At 67.2% G+C, this 18,465-nt stretch carries 16 protein-coding genes; 7 read left to right on the top strand and 9 right to left on the bottom strand.

Features of this window, described 5'->3' with window-relative positions; all coding sequences use genetic code 11:
* Positions 1–469 precede the first annotated feature (469 nt).
* From I6F37_RS36815 to I6F37_RS36795, 5 genes are read right to left on the bottom strand one after another with little or no spacing between them, the layout of a single operon-like run.
* Complete coding sequence (locus I6F37_RS36815) at positions 470–1,240, bottom strand: sulfite exporter TauE/SafE family protein (protein WP_225154076.1); 771 nt, start codon at positions 1,238–1,240, stop codon at positions 470–472.
* Positions 1,237–2,493 carry a CCA tRNA nucleotidyltransferase gene (locus tag I6F37_RS36810; RefSeq protein WP_225154075.1) on the bottom strand — a complete coding sequence of 419 codons (1,257 nt, stop codon included), beginning with the start codon at positions 2,491–2,493 and terminating at the stop codon, positions 1,237–1,239. The genes I6F37_RS36815 and I6F37_RS36810 overlap by 4 nt, the downstream gene beginning before the upstream one ends.
* 10 nt (positions 2,494–2,503) lie before the next feature.
* Positions 2,504–2,767 carry a DUF6111 family protein gene (locus I6F37_RS36805; protein ID WP_036013774.1) on the bottom strand — a complete coding sequence of 88 codons (264 nt, stop codon included), beginning with the start codon at positions 2,765–2,767 and terminating at the stop codon, positions 2,504–2,506.
* Positions 2,764–3,435 (bottom strand): CoA pyrophosphatase, encoded by a 672-nt coding sequence (locus I6F37_RS36800; protein WP_225154074.1) that lies wholly within the window; start codon positions 3,433–3,435, stop codon positions 2,764–2,766. The genes I6F37_RS36805 and I6F37_RS36800 overlap by 4 nt, the downstream gene beginning before the upstream one ends.
* A 2-nt stretch (positions 3,436–3,437) precedes the next feature.
* Positions 3,438–4,049: a DUF1285 domain-containing protein gene (locus I6F37_RS36795; RefSeq protein ID WP_057026263.1), complete on the bottom strand. Its 612-nt coding sequence runs from the start codon at positions 4,047–4,049 to the stop codon at positions 3,438–3,440.
* 268 nt (positions 4,050–4,317) lie between these two features.
* Between I6F37_RS36795 and I6F37_RS36790 the strand changes: the two genes are divergently transcribed.
* From I6F37_RS36790 to I6F37_RS36765, 6 genes are all read left to right on the top strand, one after another.
* Entirely contained in the window at positions 4,318–5,316 is a 999-nt protein-coding gene (locus I6F37_RS36790; RefSeq protein ID WP_036013780.1) for a MoxR family ATPase, read from the top strand.
* Positions 5,316–6,260, top strand: coding sequence for a DUF58 domain-containing protein (locus tag I6F37_RS36785; protein ID WP_036013782.1), 945 nt, complete (start codon positions 5,316–5,318; stop codon positions 6,258–6,260). Before I6F37_RS36790 ends, I6F37_RS36785 begins: the two co-directional genes overlap by 1 nt.
* On the top strand, positions 6,257–9,067 hold the full coding sequence (locus tag I6F37_RS36780; RefSeq protein ID WP_225154073.1) for a DUF4159 domain-containing protein: 2,811 nt from the start codon (positions 6,257–6,259) through the stop codon (positions 9,065–9,067). The genes I6F37_RS36785 and I6F37_RS36780 overlap by 4 nt, the downstream gene beginning before the upstream one ends.
* Before the next feature lie 141 nt (positions 9,068–9,208).
* On the top strand, positions 9,209–11,272 hold the full coding sequence (locus I6F37_RS36775; RefSeq protein ID WP_225154072.1) for a hypothetical protein: 2,064 nt from the start codon (positions 9,209–9,211) through the stop codon (positions 11,270–11,272).
* Between the two features lie 144 nt (positions 11,273–11,416).
* Positions 11,417–11,824: a DUF2946 family protein gene (locus I6F37_RS36770; RefSeq protein WP_036024819.1), complete on the top strand. Its 408-nt coding sequence runs from the start codon at positions 11,417–11,419 to the stop codon at positions 11,822–11,824.
* 145 nt (positions 11,825–11,969) lie between these two features.
* Positions 11,970–14,372 carry a TonB-dependent receptor gene (locus tag I6F37_RS36765; protein ID WP_225136692.1) on the top strand — a complete coding sequence of 801 codons (2,403 nt, stop codon included), beginning with the start codon at positions 11,970–11,972 and terminating at the stop codon, positions 14,370–14,372.
* Between the two features lie 279 nt (positions 14,373–14,651).
* Here I6F37_RS36765 and I6F37_RS36760 read toward each other — a convergent pair whose 3' ends face one another.
* From I6F37_RS36760 to I6F37_RS36750, 3 genes are all read right to left on the bottom strand, one after another.
* Positions 14,652–15,167, bottom strand: a complete 516-nt coding sequence (locus I6F37_RS36760) for a GNAT family N-acetyltransferase (protein ID WP_057026259.1) — start codon at positions 15,165–15,167, stop codon at positions 14,652–14,654.
* Between the two features lie 92 nt (positions 15,168–15,259).
* The gene (locus I6F37_RS36755; protein WP_036013795.1) at positions 15,260–16,201 is read right to left on the bottom strand and encodes a glycosyltransferase family 2 protein; all 942 of its coding nucleotides are present in this window, start codon (positions 16,199–16,201) and stop codon (positions 15,260–15,262) included.
* Positions 16,202–16,288: 87 nt separating this feature from the next.
* Complete coding sequence (locus tag I6F37_RS36750; protein ID WP_036013806.1) at positions 16,289–16,780, bottom strand: NUDIX domain-containing protein; 492 nt, start codon at positions 16,778–16,780, stop codon at positions 16,289–16,291.
* A 106-nt stretch (positions 16,781–16,886) separates the two neighbouring features.
* Between I6F37_RS36750 and I6F37_RS36745 the strand changes: the two genes are divergently transcribed.
* On the top strand, positions 16,887–17,771 hold the full coding sequence (locus tag I6F37_RS36745) for a metallophosphoesterase (protein ID WP_225154078.1): 885 nt from the start codon (positions 16,887–16,889) through the stop codon (positions 17,769–17,771).
* Positions 17,772–17,877: 106 nt separating this feature from the next.
* Here the strand turns inward: I6F37_RS36745 and I6F37_RS36740 are convergent, their stop codons facing one another.
* Positions 17,878–18,435, bottom strand: coding sequence for a hypothetical protein (locus I6F37_RS36740; protein WP_225154071.1), 558 nt, complete (start codon positions 18,433–18,435; stop codon positions 17,878–17,880).
* Positions 18,436–18,465 lie beyond the last annotated feature (30 nt).

Genomic DNA, 18,465 nt, shown 5'->3' with positions numbered 1-18,465 from the left:
GATCGCTCCAGCCATAACCGCCATGCACGCCGGCGTAAAAACCGGTCCAGCTGAATGCGACCGGCGCGGGCGGCGCCTTGGTGTAGGCCCTGGCAAGATCGGCCGCGGAGGCGGCGTGGGAGAGACAGAGAGCCGAGATCAGAAGAGTACCGGAGACAATGGATTTCATAACTTCCCTCGAGGCGCCGCTTGAGCACTCGTACAACCGCCGATGACCGGCCGTCCGCTTGAGCCAAGTCATACAGGTGGTCTCGCACTATTGCTGTAGCGTCCGCGACACGGCGTGGAGCTGTGGAACACGGTTTATGCGCGCAAGATTCGCCTGGCGCGACGTGATCCGGATTTTCGCGACGTCAGATGCTCCTGGGACGCCAGACGCGCGGTGGGACTTGCGGAACGACGTGAGGGCGCTTCAAGCCAACGACATTTGGGATTCGGCGCTGCACCTGCGCCATTTCAGCCGGCGTCGTTAGGCCATCAGCTGCCGCGCCACCACTGATATCATCATCAGCCCGCCGGTGATCACGGCGGCATCGAGGATCGCCGTGTGAATCTGCACCGGCATCCGTTCGACGAAAGCCCTGGCCAGGAACGCGCCGGGCACGGCCATGCCGCCGATCAGCAGCGCCAAGGCGAGCACCTGCGCGGTGACGGCGCCGGCGAGGCCGAACACCGAGATCTTGATCAGGCCGGTGCCGAGCGAGATCATCGCGTCGGTCGCAATCACCGCGGCGCCTTCCAGGCCGGCCGCCATCAACAGCGAGAGCAGGATCACGCCGGAGCCCGAGGTGCCGCCGACCAGGACGCCATAGCCGACCGAGCCGGCGGCAAGGCCCGCATCGCCGATCCTGACATCGCGCCGGCGGAGCATACGGCGCAGCGGCACGCTCAGGATCAGCATGGTGCCGATCACGAGCGCGGCGCCGGCGTTGGTGAGGCGCGTGTAGCCATAGGCGCCGAGTGCGGTGGTCAGCGCGGCGCAGGCCAGCACGATCAGCACGCGGCCGCGGTCGGCATGGCGGACATAGGCAAGCGCGCGGCTCGCGTTGGTCAGCATCGCGGAGATCGCGATGATCGGCACGACGGGCTCGGCCCCGACCAGCGGCACCAGTACCAGGGGCATCAGCGCCCCGGTTCCGTAGCCGGCGAGACCGCCGATGATCGATGCAAACAACGCCATCGCTGCGACCAGCAGAAGCTGCAGAAGCGAGATATCGGCGAAGCCTGAGACGATGGTCAAACTTTCTGGTCGCCTCTGATGCGAGCCACGGCTTGATCGGCGAGCGCGGCGAGCGCGGCTTCTTCCAGCGGGAAATCCGCCGCGAGCCAAGCGTCTTCAGCGAGCGCCAACACATGGCCGAGCGCAGGTCCTTCGGCGAGACCGCGGGCGATGAAATCGGCGGCCTTCAGCGGAAATTTGGGTGCGGTCCAGCGCTGCGGCAGCTCGGCGAGCGCGCGCCAGCGCGGCGAATGCACGTCAGCGGCGGCGCGTGCCCAGCCAAGCAATACGCGATCGTGATAGCTCTCGGGCCCGAGCCGGTACAGCAAGCGCCGTGCATTGGCTTCGTCCTTGGTGGCGAGGCGCCACCAGCGGTGCCCCATCGAATCCAGCGCCTTGGCCTCGGCATTGGAGAGCCGCAGGCGCACGGCGAGGCGCTTGGCGTCTTCGGTGACGGCGACCGAGAGCGCGGCCAGGCGCCGCGTGCTGCTGGGGCTGAGGCCGAGTTCGCGCTCGATCGCGATCATCGTGTCCAGGGGACCCGTATAGACGACGCCGCCAGTCAACGCCTGCAGCAATCCGCCCTCGGCCATGGCCCGCACGGCCGCAGCCGCACCACCGGCGACCAGCAGCTTGAGCATCTCCATGCGCACCCGCTCGGCCGACAGGCTGGCCAGGCCCGCGCGTCCGCGGATGCAGGCGAGATAGCCGTCGCGGTCGGGATCGCCGGTACCGAAGGCGGCGTGGATGCGGAAGAAGCGCAGGATGCGTAAGTAATCCTCGGCGATGCGCTGGTCGGGATCGCCGATGAAGCGCACGCGCCGCGCTTTGGCGTCGGCGATGCCGCCGACATGATCGTAGACCACGCCGCGCGCATCGACCGACAGGCCGTTCATGGTGAAGTCGCGCCGCTCGGCATCCTTCATCCAGTCGCGGCCGAACGCGACCTTGGCCTTGCGGCCGAAGGTTTCGGTATCCTCGCGCAGCGTCGTGACTTCATAGGGGTGGGCGTCGATCACCAGCGTGACCGTGCCGTGGTCGATGCCGGTCGGCACGCTCTTGATGCCGGCAGCCTTGGCCCGCCGTATCACCTCGTCGGGCAGCGCCGTGGTCGCGATGTCGATGTCACCCGGCGCAAGGCCGAGCAGCGCGTTGCGCACGGCGCCGCCGACCACCCGCGCCTCCTCGCCATCGGTGCCGAGCAGCGCCAGGACGCGCGCGGTGCCGCCTGCGGTCAGCCAGGGCGCATCGGCGAGTAAAGGCTCCGCGCTCATGGACCCGCCCCTACTTTTCCGTGCCCGGCACGAGCTTGCCGTCCTCGATATGGGCGGGGACGTAGGTCGAATCCGGCGGCGCGCCGGAGAACTCCGCCAAGCCGATGAGGCCCGCGATGACCAGCACGATCGCCACCAGCGCAAGACGCGCGACGATCGCGACCGGCCATGAGGAGCGTGCGAACACACCGGACCGCGTCGCCGCCAGGAACAGCGCATAGACGGCAAAGGGGATGAGGAAGATTCCGATCTCGGTCAGAACCGTCCGGATCATGACGAATAGATCCGCTCATACAGCACACGCAGCATGCCCGCCGTCGCCCCCCAGATGTAGCGTTCCGCGAACGGCATCGCGTAATAGGACCGCGGCGTGCCGCGGAATTCCTTGCTGTGCACCTGGTGGTTGACCGGGTTCATCAGGAAGGATAGCGGCACCTCGAACGCATCATCAACCTCCGAATGGTTGATGCTGAGCGAAAAGCCCGGCCTGACCTTCGCCACCGTCGGCAGGATGCGGAAGCCGAAGGCGGTGCCGTAGAGATCGAGATAGCCGAGCGGCTCGACGAAGTGGCGTGCCAGCCCGACCTCCTCCTCGGCCTCGCGCAGCGCCGCATCGAGCGGCGAGGCATCGATCGCGTCGATCTTGCCGCCGGGAAAGGCGATCTGGCCGGCATGGTCGTTGAGGTGCGCCGAGCGCTGCGTCAGCAGGATGGTGGGCTCGGGATGATCGACCACCGCGATCAGGACCGCTGCCGGGCGCACCGGCTGCTCGCGCGCGATGATCTCGAGCATCTTGTCGGTGCCGGGATCGCCCGAGGCGGGGATGATGTTGGGATCATAGAGGCCGGGCGGCACGTCGAAGCCGAGCCTCGCCTTGGAGCGGGCGAAGAAATCCGCAGCGCCAAGCGCGACCGGCTCGTTCGTCAGGATAGGGTTGTTCAAATTCAAAGCGCCGCCCTCACCTGCTCCGCATCGGCCATGGCGAAGAACTCGCCGGCCGACTCGACACCGAACATCGGCTGGCCATCGACCATCCGCTCCTCGCCCATGTCAACCAGATCGTAATAGAGCGCGCGCGTCACCTTGGCCCAGAGGTCCGCGCGGACGTGCAGATAGGGCGTCAGCCCGCCATCCTCCGCCTGCTCGAAGCGCAGCCGGTGCGCCGCGTCGCAGGTGACCCAGTCGTCGACGTTGGTGCGGAAGTGCAACACGCGATGACTGCCCTCGCCGTCCTTCTGCATCTCGACCGCCATGAACGGCGCATCGTCGACGCGGATACCAACCTTCTCCACCGGCGTGACCAGGAAATGCTTGTCGCCCTCGCGCTTGAGAATGGTCGAAAACAGCCGCACCAGGGCGGCACGCCCGATTGGCGTCCCCATGTAGAACCAAGTACCATCGGAGGCGATTCGGATGTCGAGATCGCCGCAAAACGGCGGATTCCACAGATGCACCGGAGGCAGGCCTTTCTTGGCGCCTTCGGCATTGGCAGCGCTTTTGGCGGCGGCAGTCAGTCCCTCGAGACCCCGATCGGCGCTCTGCCCTTGGTTCGCCATGGTTTGCCCTGACTTTGTGATTGGCACGATTGGTGCAGGTCTACGTTGTACTTAGGTGCGCGGTTCCATCCGGAATAGCCCGGTGTGGAGGTCGCCACTTCGTGATGCCGTACATACCCCGAAGCCGATAAGGTGGGGATAGGTTAATTCAACGAATACATGGCCTTCCTGCAAGTCTAGCATGGGGCCCATGATCTGGCGTGATGAGCTGACGTGACAGGCTGACGATGCAAGCAAGCCGCGTTGCACAGGCTGAAGGAGCAAGCGAATGGCGGAGAGTGTCGAGAAACTCGAGGACGGGATCGTCCGTTCGGCCGAGCAGGTGTCGAGCCAGGTTCGCGCGGCCAAGGACGCGATCGCCTCGGTCATCTTCGGCCAGGATCGCGTGATCGAGAACACGCTGGTCACCATCCTCTCCGGCGGCCATGCGCTCCTGATCGGCGTGCCGGGCCTTGCCAAGACCAAGCTGGTCGAGACGCTCGGCGTCACGCTCGGTCTCGACGCCAAGCGCATCCAGTTCACGCCCGATTTGATGCCTTCCGACATTCTCGGCGCCGAAGTGCTGGACGAGAGCACCGCGGGAAGGCGCGCCTTCCGCTTCATTGCCGGTCCCGTGTTCGCGCAGCTCCTGATGGCCGACGAGATCAACCGCGCCAGCCCGCGCACGCAATCGGCGTTGTTGCAAGCGATGCAGGAGCAGCACATCACCGTCGCCGGCGCGCGTCACGATCTGCCGAAACCCTTCCACGTGCTCGCGACGCAGAACCCGCTGGAGCAGGAAGGCACCTATCCGCTGCCCGAAGCCCAGCTCGACCGCTTCCTGATGGAGATCGACGTCGACTACCCCGACCGCGATGCCGAGCGCCGCATCCTGTTTGAAACCACGGGCGCGGAGGAGACTCTGGCCAAGGGCGCGATGACGCCCGATGCGCTGATCACCGCGCAGCGCCTGATCCGGCGCCTGCCGGTCGGCGATTCCGTGGTGGAAGCAATTCTCTCGCTGGTGCGCTCGGCCCGCCCGGGTCCGGACTCCGGCGAAGCCGGCAAGTTCATTGCCTGGGGTCCCGGCCCGCGCGCCAGCCAATCCCTGATGCTGGCGGTACGCGCGCGTGCGCTGATCGACGGGCGCCTGGCGCCCTCGATCGACGACGTGCTCGACCTTGCCGAGCCCGTGCTGAAGCACCGCATGGCGCTGACGTTCCAGGCGCGCGCCGAAGGCCGCACGATTCCGGACGTGATCCGGCAATTGAAGACACGGATCGGTTGATGGCAGCGGAGAACGGGCGGGCAGCGAAGGAGATATTGGCGATCCGACGTGCAGATGGCGAAAGCCGCACGCTCGCCGCTTCGTTGCCGCGCTTGGTGCTCGAGGCCCGCCGCATCGCCGCCAACGTCATCCACGGCCTGCATGGACGGCGCCGCGCCGGCTCGGGCGAAAACTTCTGGCAGTACCGCCGCTTCGTCTCGGGCGAACCGTCGCAGAACGTCGACTGGCGCCGCTCGGCGCGCGACGACCATCTGTACGTGCGCGAGCTGGAATGGGAAGCCTCGCACACGGTCTGGATCTGGCCGGACCGCTCGCCCTCGATGGCGTTCGCCTCGAAGACCGCGCGCGAGTCCAAGCTCGAGCGGACGCTGATCGTCGCCTTCGCACTGGCCGAGCTGCTCGTCGCCGGCGGCGAGCGCGTCGGCATTCCCGGGCTGATGGCGCCGACCGCAAGCCGCAGCGTCATCGACAGGATGGCGCAGGCGATGCTGCATGACGATGCAGACCGACTGAGCCTGCCGCCATCCTTCGTTCCGGCCGCGCTGGCCGAGATCATCGTGCTGTCGGATTTCTGGTCGCCGATCGCCGAGATCAGGACAACGCTCGCCGGGCTGTCCAGCTCCGGCGCGCACGGCACGATGGTGCAGGTGGTCGATCCCGCCGAGGAATCGTTCCCCTATTCCGGCCGCGTCGAGTTCGTCGAGCCCGAAGGCTTCGGCGTGATCACCGCCGGCCGCGCCGAGAGCTGGGCGCAGGATTACACCGCGCGGCTTGCGCTGCACCGCGACCAGATCCGCGCCGAGACCAACAAGCTCGACTGGCTGTTCACGACGCACGCGACCGACCGATCCGCCGCCGAACTCTTGCTGTTCCTGCATGCCGGCATGCAGGTGAGCAAGTCCGGCGCACGCACCACGACGATCAAGGCGGGGCCGGCCGCATGATGGGATTGCCGCTCGCCTTCACGCAACCGCTGCTCCTGATCGGCCTCGTCAGCCTGCCCGTGCTGTGGTGGCTCCTGCGCGTGATGCCGCCGCGGCCGCGCCGCATCGAGTTTCCGCCGACGCGGCTGTTGTTCGACATCACGCCGCGCGAAGAGACGCCCTCACGGACGCCGTGGTGGCTGACCGCGCTTCGCCTGCTCGCCGCCGCGCTGGTGATCTTCGCCGCCGCCGGCCCGATCTGGAATCCGCAAACGAGCGTCGCCGGGAGCAAGGCGCCGCTGATGATCATGTTCGACGACGGCTGGAGCGCCGCATCGCACTGGGACGTCAGGATCAGGACCGCCGATGAGCTTATCGCCAATGCCGACAATGACGGCCGCGGCATCGCGCTGGTGCCGCTGTCCGAGCCGAACCGCGACATCACGCTGATGCCGGCGGGTGCGGCGCGCGTCGCGCTGCGGCAGCTGGCGCCAAAGCCCTATTCGATCGACCGCGTCGAGACGCTGGCCGCGGTCGACCGTTTCCTCAAGGTCACCGGCGACTGCGAGATCGCCTGGCTCTCGGACGGCGTCGACACCGGCCGCGGCGAGGACTTCGTGGCCGGCCTCGGCAAGACCATCGGCGATCGCAGCCTGACCGTGTTCCAAGGCGGCACCTCCTCGCCGTTGGCCCTGGTCGCCGCCGAGAATGCCGCAGCGAAGATGACGGTGAAGGTGCTGCGCACCGACGGCGGGATTGCGGTCGGCACGGTACGCGCGCTGGACCAGAAGGCGTCGCCGATCGGCGAAGCGCGCTATTCGTTCGGCCCGCAGGACAAGGAAACCGAGGCGGCGTTCGACCTGCCGGTCGAGCTGCGCAACGACATCACGCGGCTCGAAATCTCCGGCGAGCGCTCGGCCGGCGCGGTGCAGCTGCTCGACAAGCGCTGGCGCCGCCGCGCCATCGGCATCATCTCGGGCGCGACCAGCGAGACCGCGCAGCCACTGCTGGCGCCGACCTTCTATCTCACCCGCGCGCTGGCGCCGTTCGCCGACGTCCGGCTCGCCGACAAAGGCTCGCCTCAGCAGGGCATCACGCAGTTCCTCGACCAGAAGCTGCCGATGATCATCCTCGCCGATGTCGGCACCATCGCCCCCGAGCTGCGCGAACGCCTCAATGCCTGGGTCGACCAGGGCGGCGTGCTGGTGCGGTTCGCTGGGCCCCGGCTGGCACAGGCGGAGGACGACCTCGTGCCGGTCAAGCTGCGCAAGGGCGGCCGCACGCTCGGCGGCAGCCTGACCTGGGAGAAGCCGCAGCATCTCGCCTCCTTCGCCGCCGACGGTCCGTTCGCCGGGGTCGCAGTGCCGAAGGACGTCACCGTGAGCCGGCAGGTGCTGGCCGAGCCCGACGCCGTGCTCGCCACCAAGAGCTGGGCCTCGCTGGAAGATGGCACCCCGCTCGTCACCGGCGAGCATCGCGGCAAGGGCCTCGTCAGCCTGTTCCACGTCAGCGCCGACATGCGCTGGTCTGACTTACCGATGTCGGGCACCTTCGTCGAAATGCTGCGGCGGGTGGTCGACATGTCCGGCTACACCGCGAAGCCCGGCGCTGGCGTTGCCGGCGAAGCGACCACTGAGACCGTGGCGCCGCTGCACATCCTCGACGGATTTGGCGCGTTTGGTCCGCCGCCCGCGACGGCCAAGCCGCTTCCTGCGGATTACCGCGACCGCGCCACATCAGATCATCCGCCCGGCTTCTACGGCCCGGCAGAAGGACCGCTCGCCGTGAACACGCTTGCCAGCGCCGACCGCATCGCCGCCCTGAACACCGCGAGCCTCCGCGCCCGGCACGCCACCTACACCAATGCCGAGCCGCGCGATTTGCGCGGCTGGCTGCTGTCGACGGCGCTCGCGCTGTTCCTGATCGACGCCATCATCATCGCGGTGCTCGGCGGCGGCATTGCCGCGCTGCTGCGCCGCCGCGCCGCGCCCGCGATGATCGTGCTCGCCCTGCTCGCGGGATTCGCGGCGCTCTCGCCGGCGCCGTCGCGCGCCGACGGCGTCACGGACGAGTTCGCGATGAAGTCGGTGTCGCAGACCCGCCTCGCCTATGTCGTCACGGGCAATGCGGATGTCGATTCCATCGTCAAGGCGGGAATGAACGGGCTGACGCTGTTCCTGGCCCAGCGCACGGCGCTCGAGGCCGGTGATCCCGTCGGCGTCGATCCCGCGCGCGACGAGCTCGCGTTCTTCCCGCTGATCTACTGGCCGATCGTGCCGGGCGCGCCGAAGCCGCCGCAGGACGCCATCAACAAGATCGACGTCTACATGAAGCAGGGCGGCACCGTGCTGTTCGACACCCGCGACGCGATCGAGGCGCCGCCCGGCGCCAACGGCGCGGCGCAGACGCCGGCGATGCAGACGCTGCGCGAGATCCTGTCCTCGCTCGACGTGCCCGAGCTCGAGCCGGTGCCGCGCGAGCACGTGCTGACCAAGACCTTTTATCTGCTGCGCGACTTCCCCGGCCGCTTCACCGCCGGCCAGACCTGGGTCGAGACCTTGCCGCGCGAAGACGACGATGAGAGCGCGCAGCGGCCGGCGCGCGGCGGCGACGGCGTCTCGCCGATTATCATCACCTCGAACGACCTGGCCGGCGCCTGGGCGGTGCGGCCCGACGGACAGGCCATGCTGCCGGTGACCGGCGGCGACCCCCGCCAGCGCGAATTCGCCTACCGCGCCGGCGCCAACATCGTGATGTACACGCTGACCGGCAACTACAAGGCCGACCAGGTCCACGCTCCCGCGCTGATCGAACGGCTGGGGCAATGATGCGGGTGATGAAATTGAACATCCCCCAATGGAAGCCGTCATGCCCGGCCTTGTGCCGGGCATCCACGTTCTTCGTGCCGCACGGCTATTCGTGGATGGCCGGGACAAGCCCGGCCATGACGATGCCCAGAGAGTGACGCCATGAACTACGGTATCGCATTCACGCCGCTTGTCCCCGCGATCGTGCTGTGGCTCGCGCTCGCCGCGATCGTCATTGTCGCGCTCGTGCTGCTGGTGGCGCGCGCGCGCGGCGCCGCGGTGCGGGTGGCCGCGCTGGCGCTGTTCCTGCTCGCGCTCGCCAATCCCTCCTTCACCCGCGAGGACCGCGATCCCCTCACTTCGGTCGCCGCTGTTGTCGTCGACAAGAGCCCGAGCCAGAACTTCGGCAACCGCAATCGCGAAGCTGCGCAAGCGCAGGAGGCGCTGGTCGACAGCCTGAAGAAGATCAAGGGCCTCGAGGTCCGCGTCGTCGAGGCCGGACAGGCCGACGGCGAGACCGACGGCACCAAGCTGTTCGGCGCGCTGGCCTCGGCCTTGGCGGACGTGCCGGTCGACCGCGTCGCCGGCGCGTTCCTGATCACCGACGGCCGCGTCCACGACATTCCCGCGAACGCCGCCGCGCTCGGCTTCCAGGCGCCGGTGCACGCGCTGGTCACGGGCCAGAAGGACGAGCGCGACCGCCGCATCGCGATCACCGCCGCGCCGCGCTTCGGTATCGTCGGGCAGAGCCAGACCATCTCCTACCGCCTCGACGACCAGGGTGTCACCGGCGAGCGCGCCAGGGTCACGGTCCGCCGCGACGGCGAGGTCATCAACGAGCGCACGCTCTCCAGCGGCCAGGCCGCGAGCGTCGACGTCGACATCAAGCATGCCGGGCCGAACATCGTCGAGATCGAGGCCTCGCCGCTCGAACGCGAATTGACGCCGGTGAACAATCGCGCCGTCGTCGCCATCGACGGCGTGCGCGACAAGCTGCGCGTGCTGCTGGTCTCGGGCGAGCCGCATTCGGGCGAGCGCACCTGGCGCAACCTGCTCAAGTCCGACGCCAGCGTCGACCTCGTGCATTTCACCATTCTGCGCCCGCCGGAGAAGCAGGACGGCACGCCGATCAACGAATTGTCGCTGATCGCGTTTCCGACCCGCGAGCTGTTCCAGCAGAAGATCAACGAATTCCAGCTGATCATCTTCGACCGCTATGCCCGCCAGGGCGTGCTGCCGATCCCCTATTTCGAGAACATGGCGCGTTACGTGCGTGCAGGCGGCGCCGTGCTGGTCTCGGCCGGTCCCGACTATGCCTCGAACAGCAGCATCTGGCGCACGCCGCTCGATTCGGTGCTGCCGGCCGAACCGGTCGGCGTCACCGAGAAGCCGTTCTATGCGCATCTGTCCGACCTCGGCAAACGCCATCCCGTCACGCGCGGGCTGGAAGGCTCCGCCAGCGAGCCGCCGCGCTGGAGCCGGTTCTTCCGCACCGTCGATACCCGCAATGCGGTCAACCCGCCCGTCATGACCGGCGTCGACGGCAAGCCGCTGCTGTTCCTGTCGCGCTTCGGCGAGGGCCGCGTCGCGCTCCTGCTGTCCGACCACATCTGGCTGTGGGCGCGCGGCTATGAGGGCGGCGGTCCGCATCTCGACCTGCTCAGGCGGATGTCGCACTGGCTGATGAAGCAGCCTGATCTCGACGAGGAGGCGTTGCGCCTCCAGGTGCAGGGCAAGGACCTCGTCGTGGTGCGTCAGACCATGGCGGACAGCGTCCAGCCCGTCAGCGTGACCTCGCCGTCGGGCGTGTCGCAGGATCTGACGCTGAGCGCCGGCGATCCCGGCGAGTGGCGCGCCAGCCTGCCGGCGAGCGAACTCGGCCTGTGGCAGGCCACCGACGGCACGCTGAAGGCGTTGATCAATGTCGGCCCGACCAATCCGAAGGAATTTTCGGAAGTGACCTCCACCGTCGATACGTTGAAGCCGCTGACACAGGCGACCGGCGGCGATGCCGTGCGCGTGGCTACTAGCTCGAGCGTCGAGCTGCCGCGCATCCTGCCGGTGCGCTCGGTCGGCATGTTCCACGGCGATGGCTGGATGGGCGTGCGGATGCGCGATGCCAGCGTGGTCAAGGGCGTCGGCGTGCTGCCGATCTTCTCCGGCCTGATCGGCCTGCTGCTGCTGCTCGGCGCATTCGCGGCGACCTGGGTGCGCGAGGGGCGGTAGTTGCCTGAACGACACATCGGCTGGGCGGCGAGTGCGCGCCCAACCGGCCTGCCGTTGACATCGGTGAACTGATCAGGCGATGTTATACTATAACATCGCGGCGTCCTGGGATTGACGCCCCGGTGTGGGGGTGGCGTTTTCCAGATGAAGTGGTTCCGGTCGAATAGCAGGCACGGCGCCCGGCTCGCGTTGTTCGCGATGCTGGTGCAGCTCGCGCTGACGTTCGGCCACAGCCATTGGTTCGCGCAGGCCGCGCCTTTTGCTCAATCATCGGTCCAGCACATCGAAGGCGGCGCCAAGGACGTTGCAGCGACCGACGGCGCCGCCGTCGAGAAGCAATCGCCCTCAAGTCCCGACCGCGAGCATTCGCGCGACGAGAGTTGCGCCATCTGCGCCATCATTGCGATGGCGGGTGCGATCGTGTCGGCGACGCCGCCCGTGCTGCTGCTACCGCAGGCGATCGAGCTGCTCAGGCGCAGCCTCGACGCCGAGTTCGCTCATCTGACATCGGCCGGCACGGCGTTCCAGCCGCGCGCCCCTCCTGCGTCCTGACTCCAACGCTTGATCACACCCAGCCTCGCCGCACACCGGCAAGTGCCTGGGAGAAGTTGAAGTCGAATTCCGTCGCGTCGCGACGGCAGGCCGCCTCCGATCAGCAGAGCATCATCCGGACGGCGCCTTAAGTGGAATCAGGACCATGTCATTTCAATTGCGACGCGCGCAGCGCCTTGGCGGAGCAAGCCTGCTCCTGCTCGGCGCCGCCGCTACATCCGCGTTCGCCCAGGACTCGGCACAACGACCGGCACAACAGCCGGCACAAGACAAATCATCGACCGAGCTCCCCGCCATCACCGTAACGGCGCCGAGCCCGATCGTACGCAGAGCAGTGGTGCCGACCCGCAACGCAGGCCGAGGCACGCGGACCGCGCGGGTGCGCAGCCGCGAGCAGGCAGCTGAAGCGGCACCGGCAGCTCCCGTGCCCGCCGCGCCTCAGCAAGGCGTGCTGCCTGTTGTGACCGATCAGTTCGCGACCGTCACCGTGGTGCCGAACGAGGAGATTCGGCGCAACGGCGGCGGCACGCTCGGCGATCTCCTGTTCTCGAAGCCCGGCATCACCGGCTCTGAATACGCACCCGGCGCATCCAGCCGCCCGATCATTCGCGGGCTCGACACCAACCGGGTCGGCATTATCGAGAACGGAACAGGCAGCAACGGCGCGTCCGATCTCGGCGAGGATCACTTCGTGCCGATTGATCCGCTGGCAGCCACCCAGGTCGAGGTCATCCGCGGACCGGCGACGCTGCGCTACGGCTCCACCGCGATCGGTGGCGTGGTCAGCGCAACCAACAATCGAATTCCGGATGCCTTGCCGTCCTGCACGGCGCCCTTTCCGACTTACGGACTCCCGACCAAGGCGCCGCTGGCAAACGTGGGATCGCCGGGCTGCATCACCGCGGAAACGCGGACGGCCGTAACTTCGGTCGATCGCGGGACCGAAGGTGCCGTGCTGCTCGATGCCGGCGGCGGCAACTTTGCCTTCCACGCCGATGCCTTTGGCCGCAAGGCCGGCGACTACAACATCCCGAGCTATCCGTTCTTGACGGACCCGACGCTGCCGTTCAACGGACGCCAGCCGAATTCGGCATCGCAGGCCTACGGCGGATCTGTCGGCGGCTCCTACATCTTCGACGGCGGCTACGTGGGCGCGGCGATCACGCAGCACAACGCGCTCTATCACATTCCCGGTATCGAGGGCAGCGAGTTCCTGACGCGGATCGACGGACGACAAACAAAGTTCACGACAAAAGGCGAGTATCGGCCGGATGCGGCGGCGATCGATGCGATCCGGTTCTGGGCCAGCGCCACCGACTATAAGCACGATGAGGTCGGGCTCGCCGACTCTGCCGACCTCGGCTCCCTCGGCGTGAGACAAACCTTCACCAACAAGGAACAGGAAGGCCGCGTCGAGGTGCAGCTTGCGCCGTTCGACGTCCGCTTTGCTGCGCTGACCACCGCTGTGGGCGTTCAGGCGTCGCACCAGAAGTTGACCGCGCCGAGTCCGGACGATCCAGGCAGCCCGATCAACGGACTGTTCGATCCGAACAAGAACACAAAGGTCGCCGGGTACATCTTCAATGAGTTCAAGTTCAGCGAAGCCACCAAGGCCCAGATCGCCGGACGCGTCGAGAGCGCAAGGTTGAGCGGCACGGCGCCGGCCTTCGTCCCCGATGTGTTCGACCTCGCCGTCGATCCGGCCGCGATCGGCCCCGCAACAGCGGTCAACCGCAACTTCACGCCGCTGAGCGGGAGCATCGGCCTGATCCACAGCCTTCCTTGGGATCTGGTCGCCAGCATCACCGGCCAATATGTCGAACGCGCGCCGAAACCGGCGGAATTGTTTTCGCGCGGCGGCCACGATGCCACCACCACTTTCGACATAGGCAATCCCAATCTCGGCATCGAGACCGCCAAGTCGGTCGAGGCGGGACTGCGACGAGCGGTAGGACCGCTTCGCTTCGAAATCACCGGCTACTACACCAAGTTCAACGGTTTCATCTACCGGCGCCTGACCGGCAACACGTGTGAGGACGGCGTTTGCCAGCTTGGCGCTGGCCTCGAACTGAATCAAGCGGTCTATTCGCAGCGCGACGCGACATTCCGGGGCGGCGAATTCCAGTTCCAGTACGACGTGATGCCGGTCTGGAACGGGATCTGGGGCATCGAGGGTCAATACGACATCGTGCGCGCGACCTTCGACGACGGCACTAACGTGCCACGCATTCCGCCCCAGCGGCTGGGCGGTGGTGTGTACTATCGCGACGCCGAATGGTTTGCCCGGATCAACCTGCTGCACGCGTTCGCGCAAAACGACATCGCACCGATCGCGGAGACGCCGACGCCCGGCTACAACCTGCTAAGGGCCGAGGTCAGCTACAAAACGCAGCTCGATCAACGTTGGTTCGGCGCGCGCGAGATGCATGTCGGGCTCGTCGGCAACAACCTGTTGAACGAGAACATCCGCAATGCCGTCTCCTTCAATAAGGACCAGGTGCTGTTGCCCGGCATCGGCGTCAGGGCGTTCGCGAACTTCAAGTTCTAGGTAACGACACGCGCCGTCATTGCGAGGAGCCCTTGCGACGAAGCAATCCAGACCGCCTCCGCGGAAAGACTCTGGATTGCTTCGCTGCGCTCGCAATGACGGAGTATGACGCGCGCAGCCGCGCGTCTTCTCGACGGTCTCTTAGCCGGATGAGCTACGAGCAGTGTCGTAGCCCGGATGGAGCGTAGCGTAATCCGGGGTTCTCTCGTTGCGGAAGACCTTCCCGGATTGCGCTGCGCTCCATCCGGGCTACGGCGTTTCCAACGACGCGCGCCGCTCCTATGTCCGCGCTTTGCTCCAGTCGGGGCCGACCGCGCCCGACACGCCCTCGAAGGCGCCGTCGACGAGCTCGAACACCAGGATGCGCGCGGCATCGACCGGGCCGGGCATGGTGACGCGGCCCTTGGCGACCTGCTTGAAGCCGACGCGGCCGTAATAGGGCTCGTCGCCGACCAGCAGCACGAGGCGGTGGCCTTTTTCCCTGGCGTCCTTCAGCGCGCGCTCCATCAACTGACGGCCGATGCCGCGATCGCGGAACGGCGGCTCGACGGTGAGCGGCCCGAGCAGCAGTGCCGGCGTTTGGCCGATCAGAATCGGCAATTGCCTGACGGAGCCGACCAGGAGCGTGCCGATACGGGCCGTGAAGGACAGTTCGAGCAGATGGTCGACGTGCTCGCGGATCCGGTAGGCGCTCAGCACGAAGCGGCCGGGGCCGAAGGTGCGTTCGTGCAGCCGCTCGATCGCCTGAGCGTCGCCGGCGGCTTCGGGAAGAATGGTCAGTGAGAGATCGTTCATGTCAATTCGCGGAGTAGCACTTGCGCCTGCGAAGGTCCATGGGCGGGGGCGGTGCCCCGTTTACCTCCCGGCGGGCGAAGTGCAAGCCTGGCTCAACCTGCGTTCCGTTTCGACGCCGGCTGGGACAGATAGGCCAGCATCTTCATCTCCCGCCGCCCTCGCGTCACCGTATCGAGCACGAGCCCTGACGACACCGACAGCAAGGCCATGATCATCAGGCCCATCGACAGCACGGCAGTGGGCAGGCGCGGCACGAGGCCGGTTTCGATGAAGGTGATCACGATCGGAATCGCGAAGATGATCGACGCCAGCGCCAGCAGGATTCCGATCACCGTGAAGAAGCGCAACGGCCGCTCGCTGCGATAGAGCTTCAGCATGGTGCCGAGGATGCGAAAGCCGTCGCGCCAGGTGTTGAGCTTGGAGAACGAGCCTTCGGGGCGCGCATAATAGGGCGTCTCGACCTCGGCAACCGGCAGCGACAATTCCAGCGCATAGACCGCAAGCTCGGTCTCGATCTCGAAGCCGTCGGAGAGGACGGGAAAGGATTTGACGAAGCGGCGCGAGAACACCCGGTAGCCGGACAGGAGGTCCTTGAAAGCGTGGCCGAAGGTGTCGGACAGGAAGCCGGTCAGCATGCGGTTGCCGGTGCGGTGGCCGAGCCGGTAGGCGGCCTGGACCTGATCGACGCGAAGCCCGACCACCATGTCGAGATGCTCGTCGAGCAGCTTGTCGATCATGATGGGTGCGCTCGGCGCATCGTAGGTGGCATCGCCATCGACCAGCACATAGACGTCGGCCTCGACGTCCGCGAACATGCGGCGCACGACGTGGCCCTTGCCCTGTCGGCGCTCGCTGCGCACGATCGCACCGGCTTCGCGCGCGACCGCGGCGGTCCGGTCGCGCGAATTGTTGTCGTAGACGTAGATCTCCGCCGCGGGCAGCGCCTTGCGGAAATCGGCAACGACGGTCGCGACCGCGGCCTCCTCGTTGTAGCAGGGCACCAGCACCGCGATACGAAGTTGCGTTGTGGTCATCAGGGCAGCACTCCGAGGCTTGTCGGCTCGCGCCCGAGCGGCGTGGCCTGCCGTGCGCGTCGAGCGGGTTACTAGCACAAGCTGCCCTCAGCGCCACGTCGCAATCACGGGCCTGCCATCGAGCACTTCGGCGATCCGCAGCCGCGTGCCGGGCGTGGTGCCCTCGGGCAATGCGGCATTGTCGAAGAATCCGCATTCGACGATCTCGCGGTTGGGCTCAGGGACGCGGTCCTGCCTGAACTGCCTGACCACGTAGACCGCGACGTGGTCGCGGCGGGAGACGTGGCTGTTGAGGAAGACGCCGTGCAGGATCGCCTCGCCGGTCAGATCGATGTCGCCCTCCTCCTTGAGCTCGCGCCGCAACGCCTCTTCCATGGTCTCGCCGAAATCGACGCCGCCGCCAGGCAAATACCAGCCGCTGACGTAGCTATGCCTGACCAGGAAGACGCGATTGTCGGCATCCAGCACCACGGCACGGACGCCGAGCGTCATGCCGCGGACGAGGAGGAAATAGCCGTGCAAGAACCGCCGCAGCAGCGGCTCGGCTTTCCGTCGGGCTCGGTTCAGACGTTCTCCCATCAGGCTCCTCGACGCCCCGTTTCAGGCCCTGCTTGCGCGGGGCGCGCGACCTTGCCATTACAGCGGAGCAATAGCGAGGCATTCGCGCGCCATGACTCCCTCCACGCTGGCTCCCTTCACGCTCGCCCACCTGTCCGATCCGCATCTGGCGCCTTTGCCGAAGCCGCGGCTGATCGAGCTCGCGGGCAAGCGCGCGTTCGGCTATGTCAACTGGACGCGCAACCGCCACAAGTACCAGCGCCGAGAGGTTCTCGACGCGCTCGTCGCCGACATGCAGGCGCAGGCGCCCGACCACATCGCAGTGACGGGCGATCTCGTCAACCTGGCGCTGGAGGCGGAGTTCGCACCGGCGCTGGCCTGGCTCGAAAGCGTCGGCCCGCCCGACCGCGTGACCGCGATCCCCGGCAATCACGACGCCTATGTCAGCGCGACGCGTCATCGCTTCGGCGAGACGTTCCTGCACTACATCGCCGCGGACACACCCGGCGGCGCAGCCTTCCCTGCGGTGCGCCGGCGCGGGCCGCTTGCCCTGATCAGCCTGTCCACGGCGGTGCCGACCCTGCCGCTGATGGCAACCGGCACGCTCGGGCGCGATCAGCTCACCGCGCTTGCGGAGGTGCTCGAGCGGCTCGCCGCGGAAGACGTCTTCCGCGTGCTGCTGGTGCATCATCCGCTGAAGTCCAGCGCGCGGGCGAAGCGGATGACGGACGCGCCGGAATTGCTGGGACTGTTGAAGCGCCACGGCGTCGAGCTGGTCCTGCACGGGCACGACCACATTCATTCGACGATGTGGTTCGAGGGTCCGAACGGCAACATTCCCGCGCTCGGCGTGCCGTCGGCCTCCGCGCTGGCGCACGGACGTTATCCGGCGGCGGCGTACAATCTGTTCACCATCGAGAAGGACAATGCCGGCTGGCGCTGCGAGCAGACGGTGCGAAGCCTCGGAGCTGGATTTCAGATCGGACAGATCAAGCATGTGCGGTTGATTTAGTCCCCGGTCGTCATTGCGAGCGCAGCGAAGCAATCCAGGAATCTCCGCGGAGGCAGTCTGGATTGCTTCGTCGCAAGGGCTCCTCGCAATGACGGCGGAGAGAGCCTCACCAGTTCCGCAAGACTGCCAGCACTGCAAGCCCGAACAGCGCGGCCGCGCCCAGCACGAAGCCGAACACGAACGGCCAGACGCGCGAACGGCGCGGCGGCGGCGCGGCGGTCGGTGCTTGCGGTTCGGGCTGGACCACCATCGCACGCTCGCGCTCGACCATGCGGCGCGCGACATAGTCGGTGACGGCCTCGACGATCACGGCGGTGTCGTGCGATTCGGCGAGCACGATGCGGCCGAAGCGGGTGTCCTGGACGAAGCGGTACATCCGCTTGTCGCGGCCCATCACGATATGGGCGACGACGTCGATCCACAGCCGCGGCGTATCGCCCTGGCTGATGCCGCGGTCGAACAGGTCGATCTGATCAGGCACCTGCGCGAACAGGGGATCGAGCGCGTCGTTGAGGATCTCGAGCCGTGCCACCTCGGCGTCGCGCAAATCGACGACGACGCCGGTGCGGTCGGCCGCCTCGATCCGCGCGCGCAGCAGCGCATCGCGCAGCCGCACCGGGCCCGGCTGGCCGGGATGGGTCCCGCTGGTCTCGGGCTCTGACATTGTCGGCCTCGTCCTCGACTTATGCCCATT

This window comes from Bradyrhizobium sp. NBAIM08, from assembly GCF_020193935.1.
GTDB lineage: Bacteria > Pseudomonadota > Alphaproteobacteria > Rhizobiales > Xanthobacteraceae > Bradyrhizobium > Bradyrhizobium yuanmingense.
The sequence above is the reverse complement of the archived record's forward strand: the minus strand, read 5'-3'. Positions and strand labels throughout refer to the sequence as shown.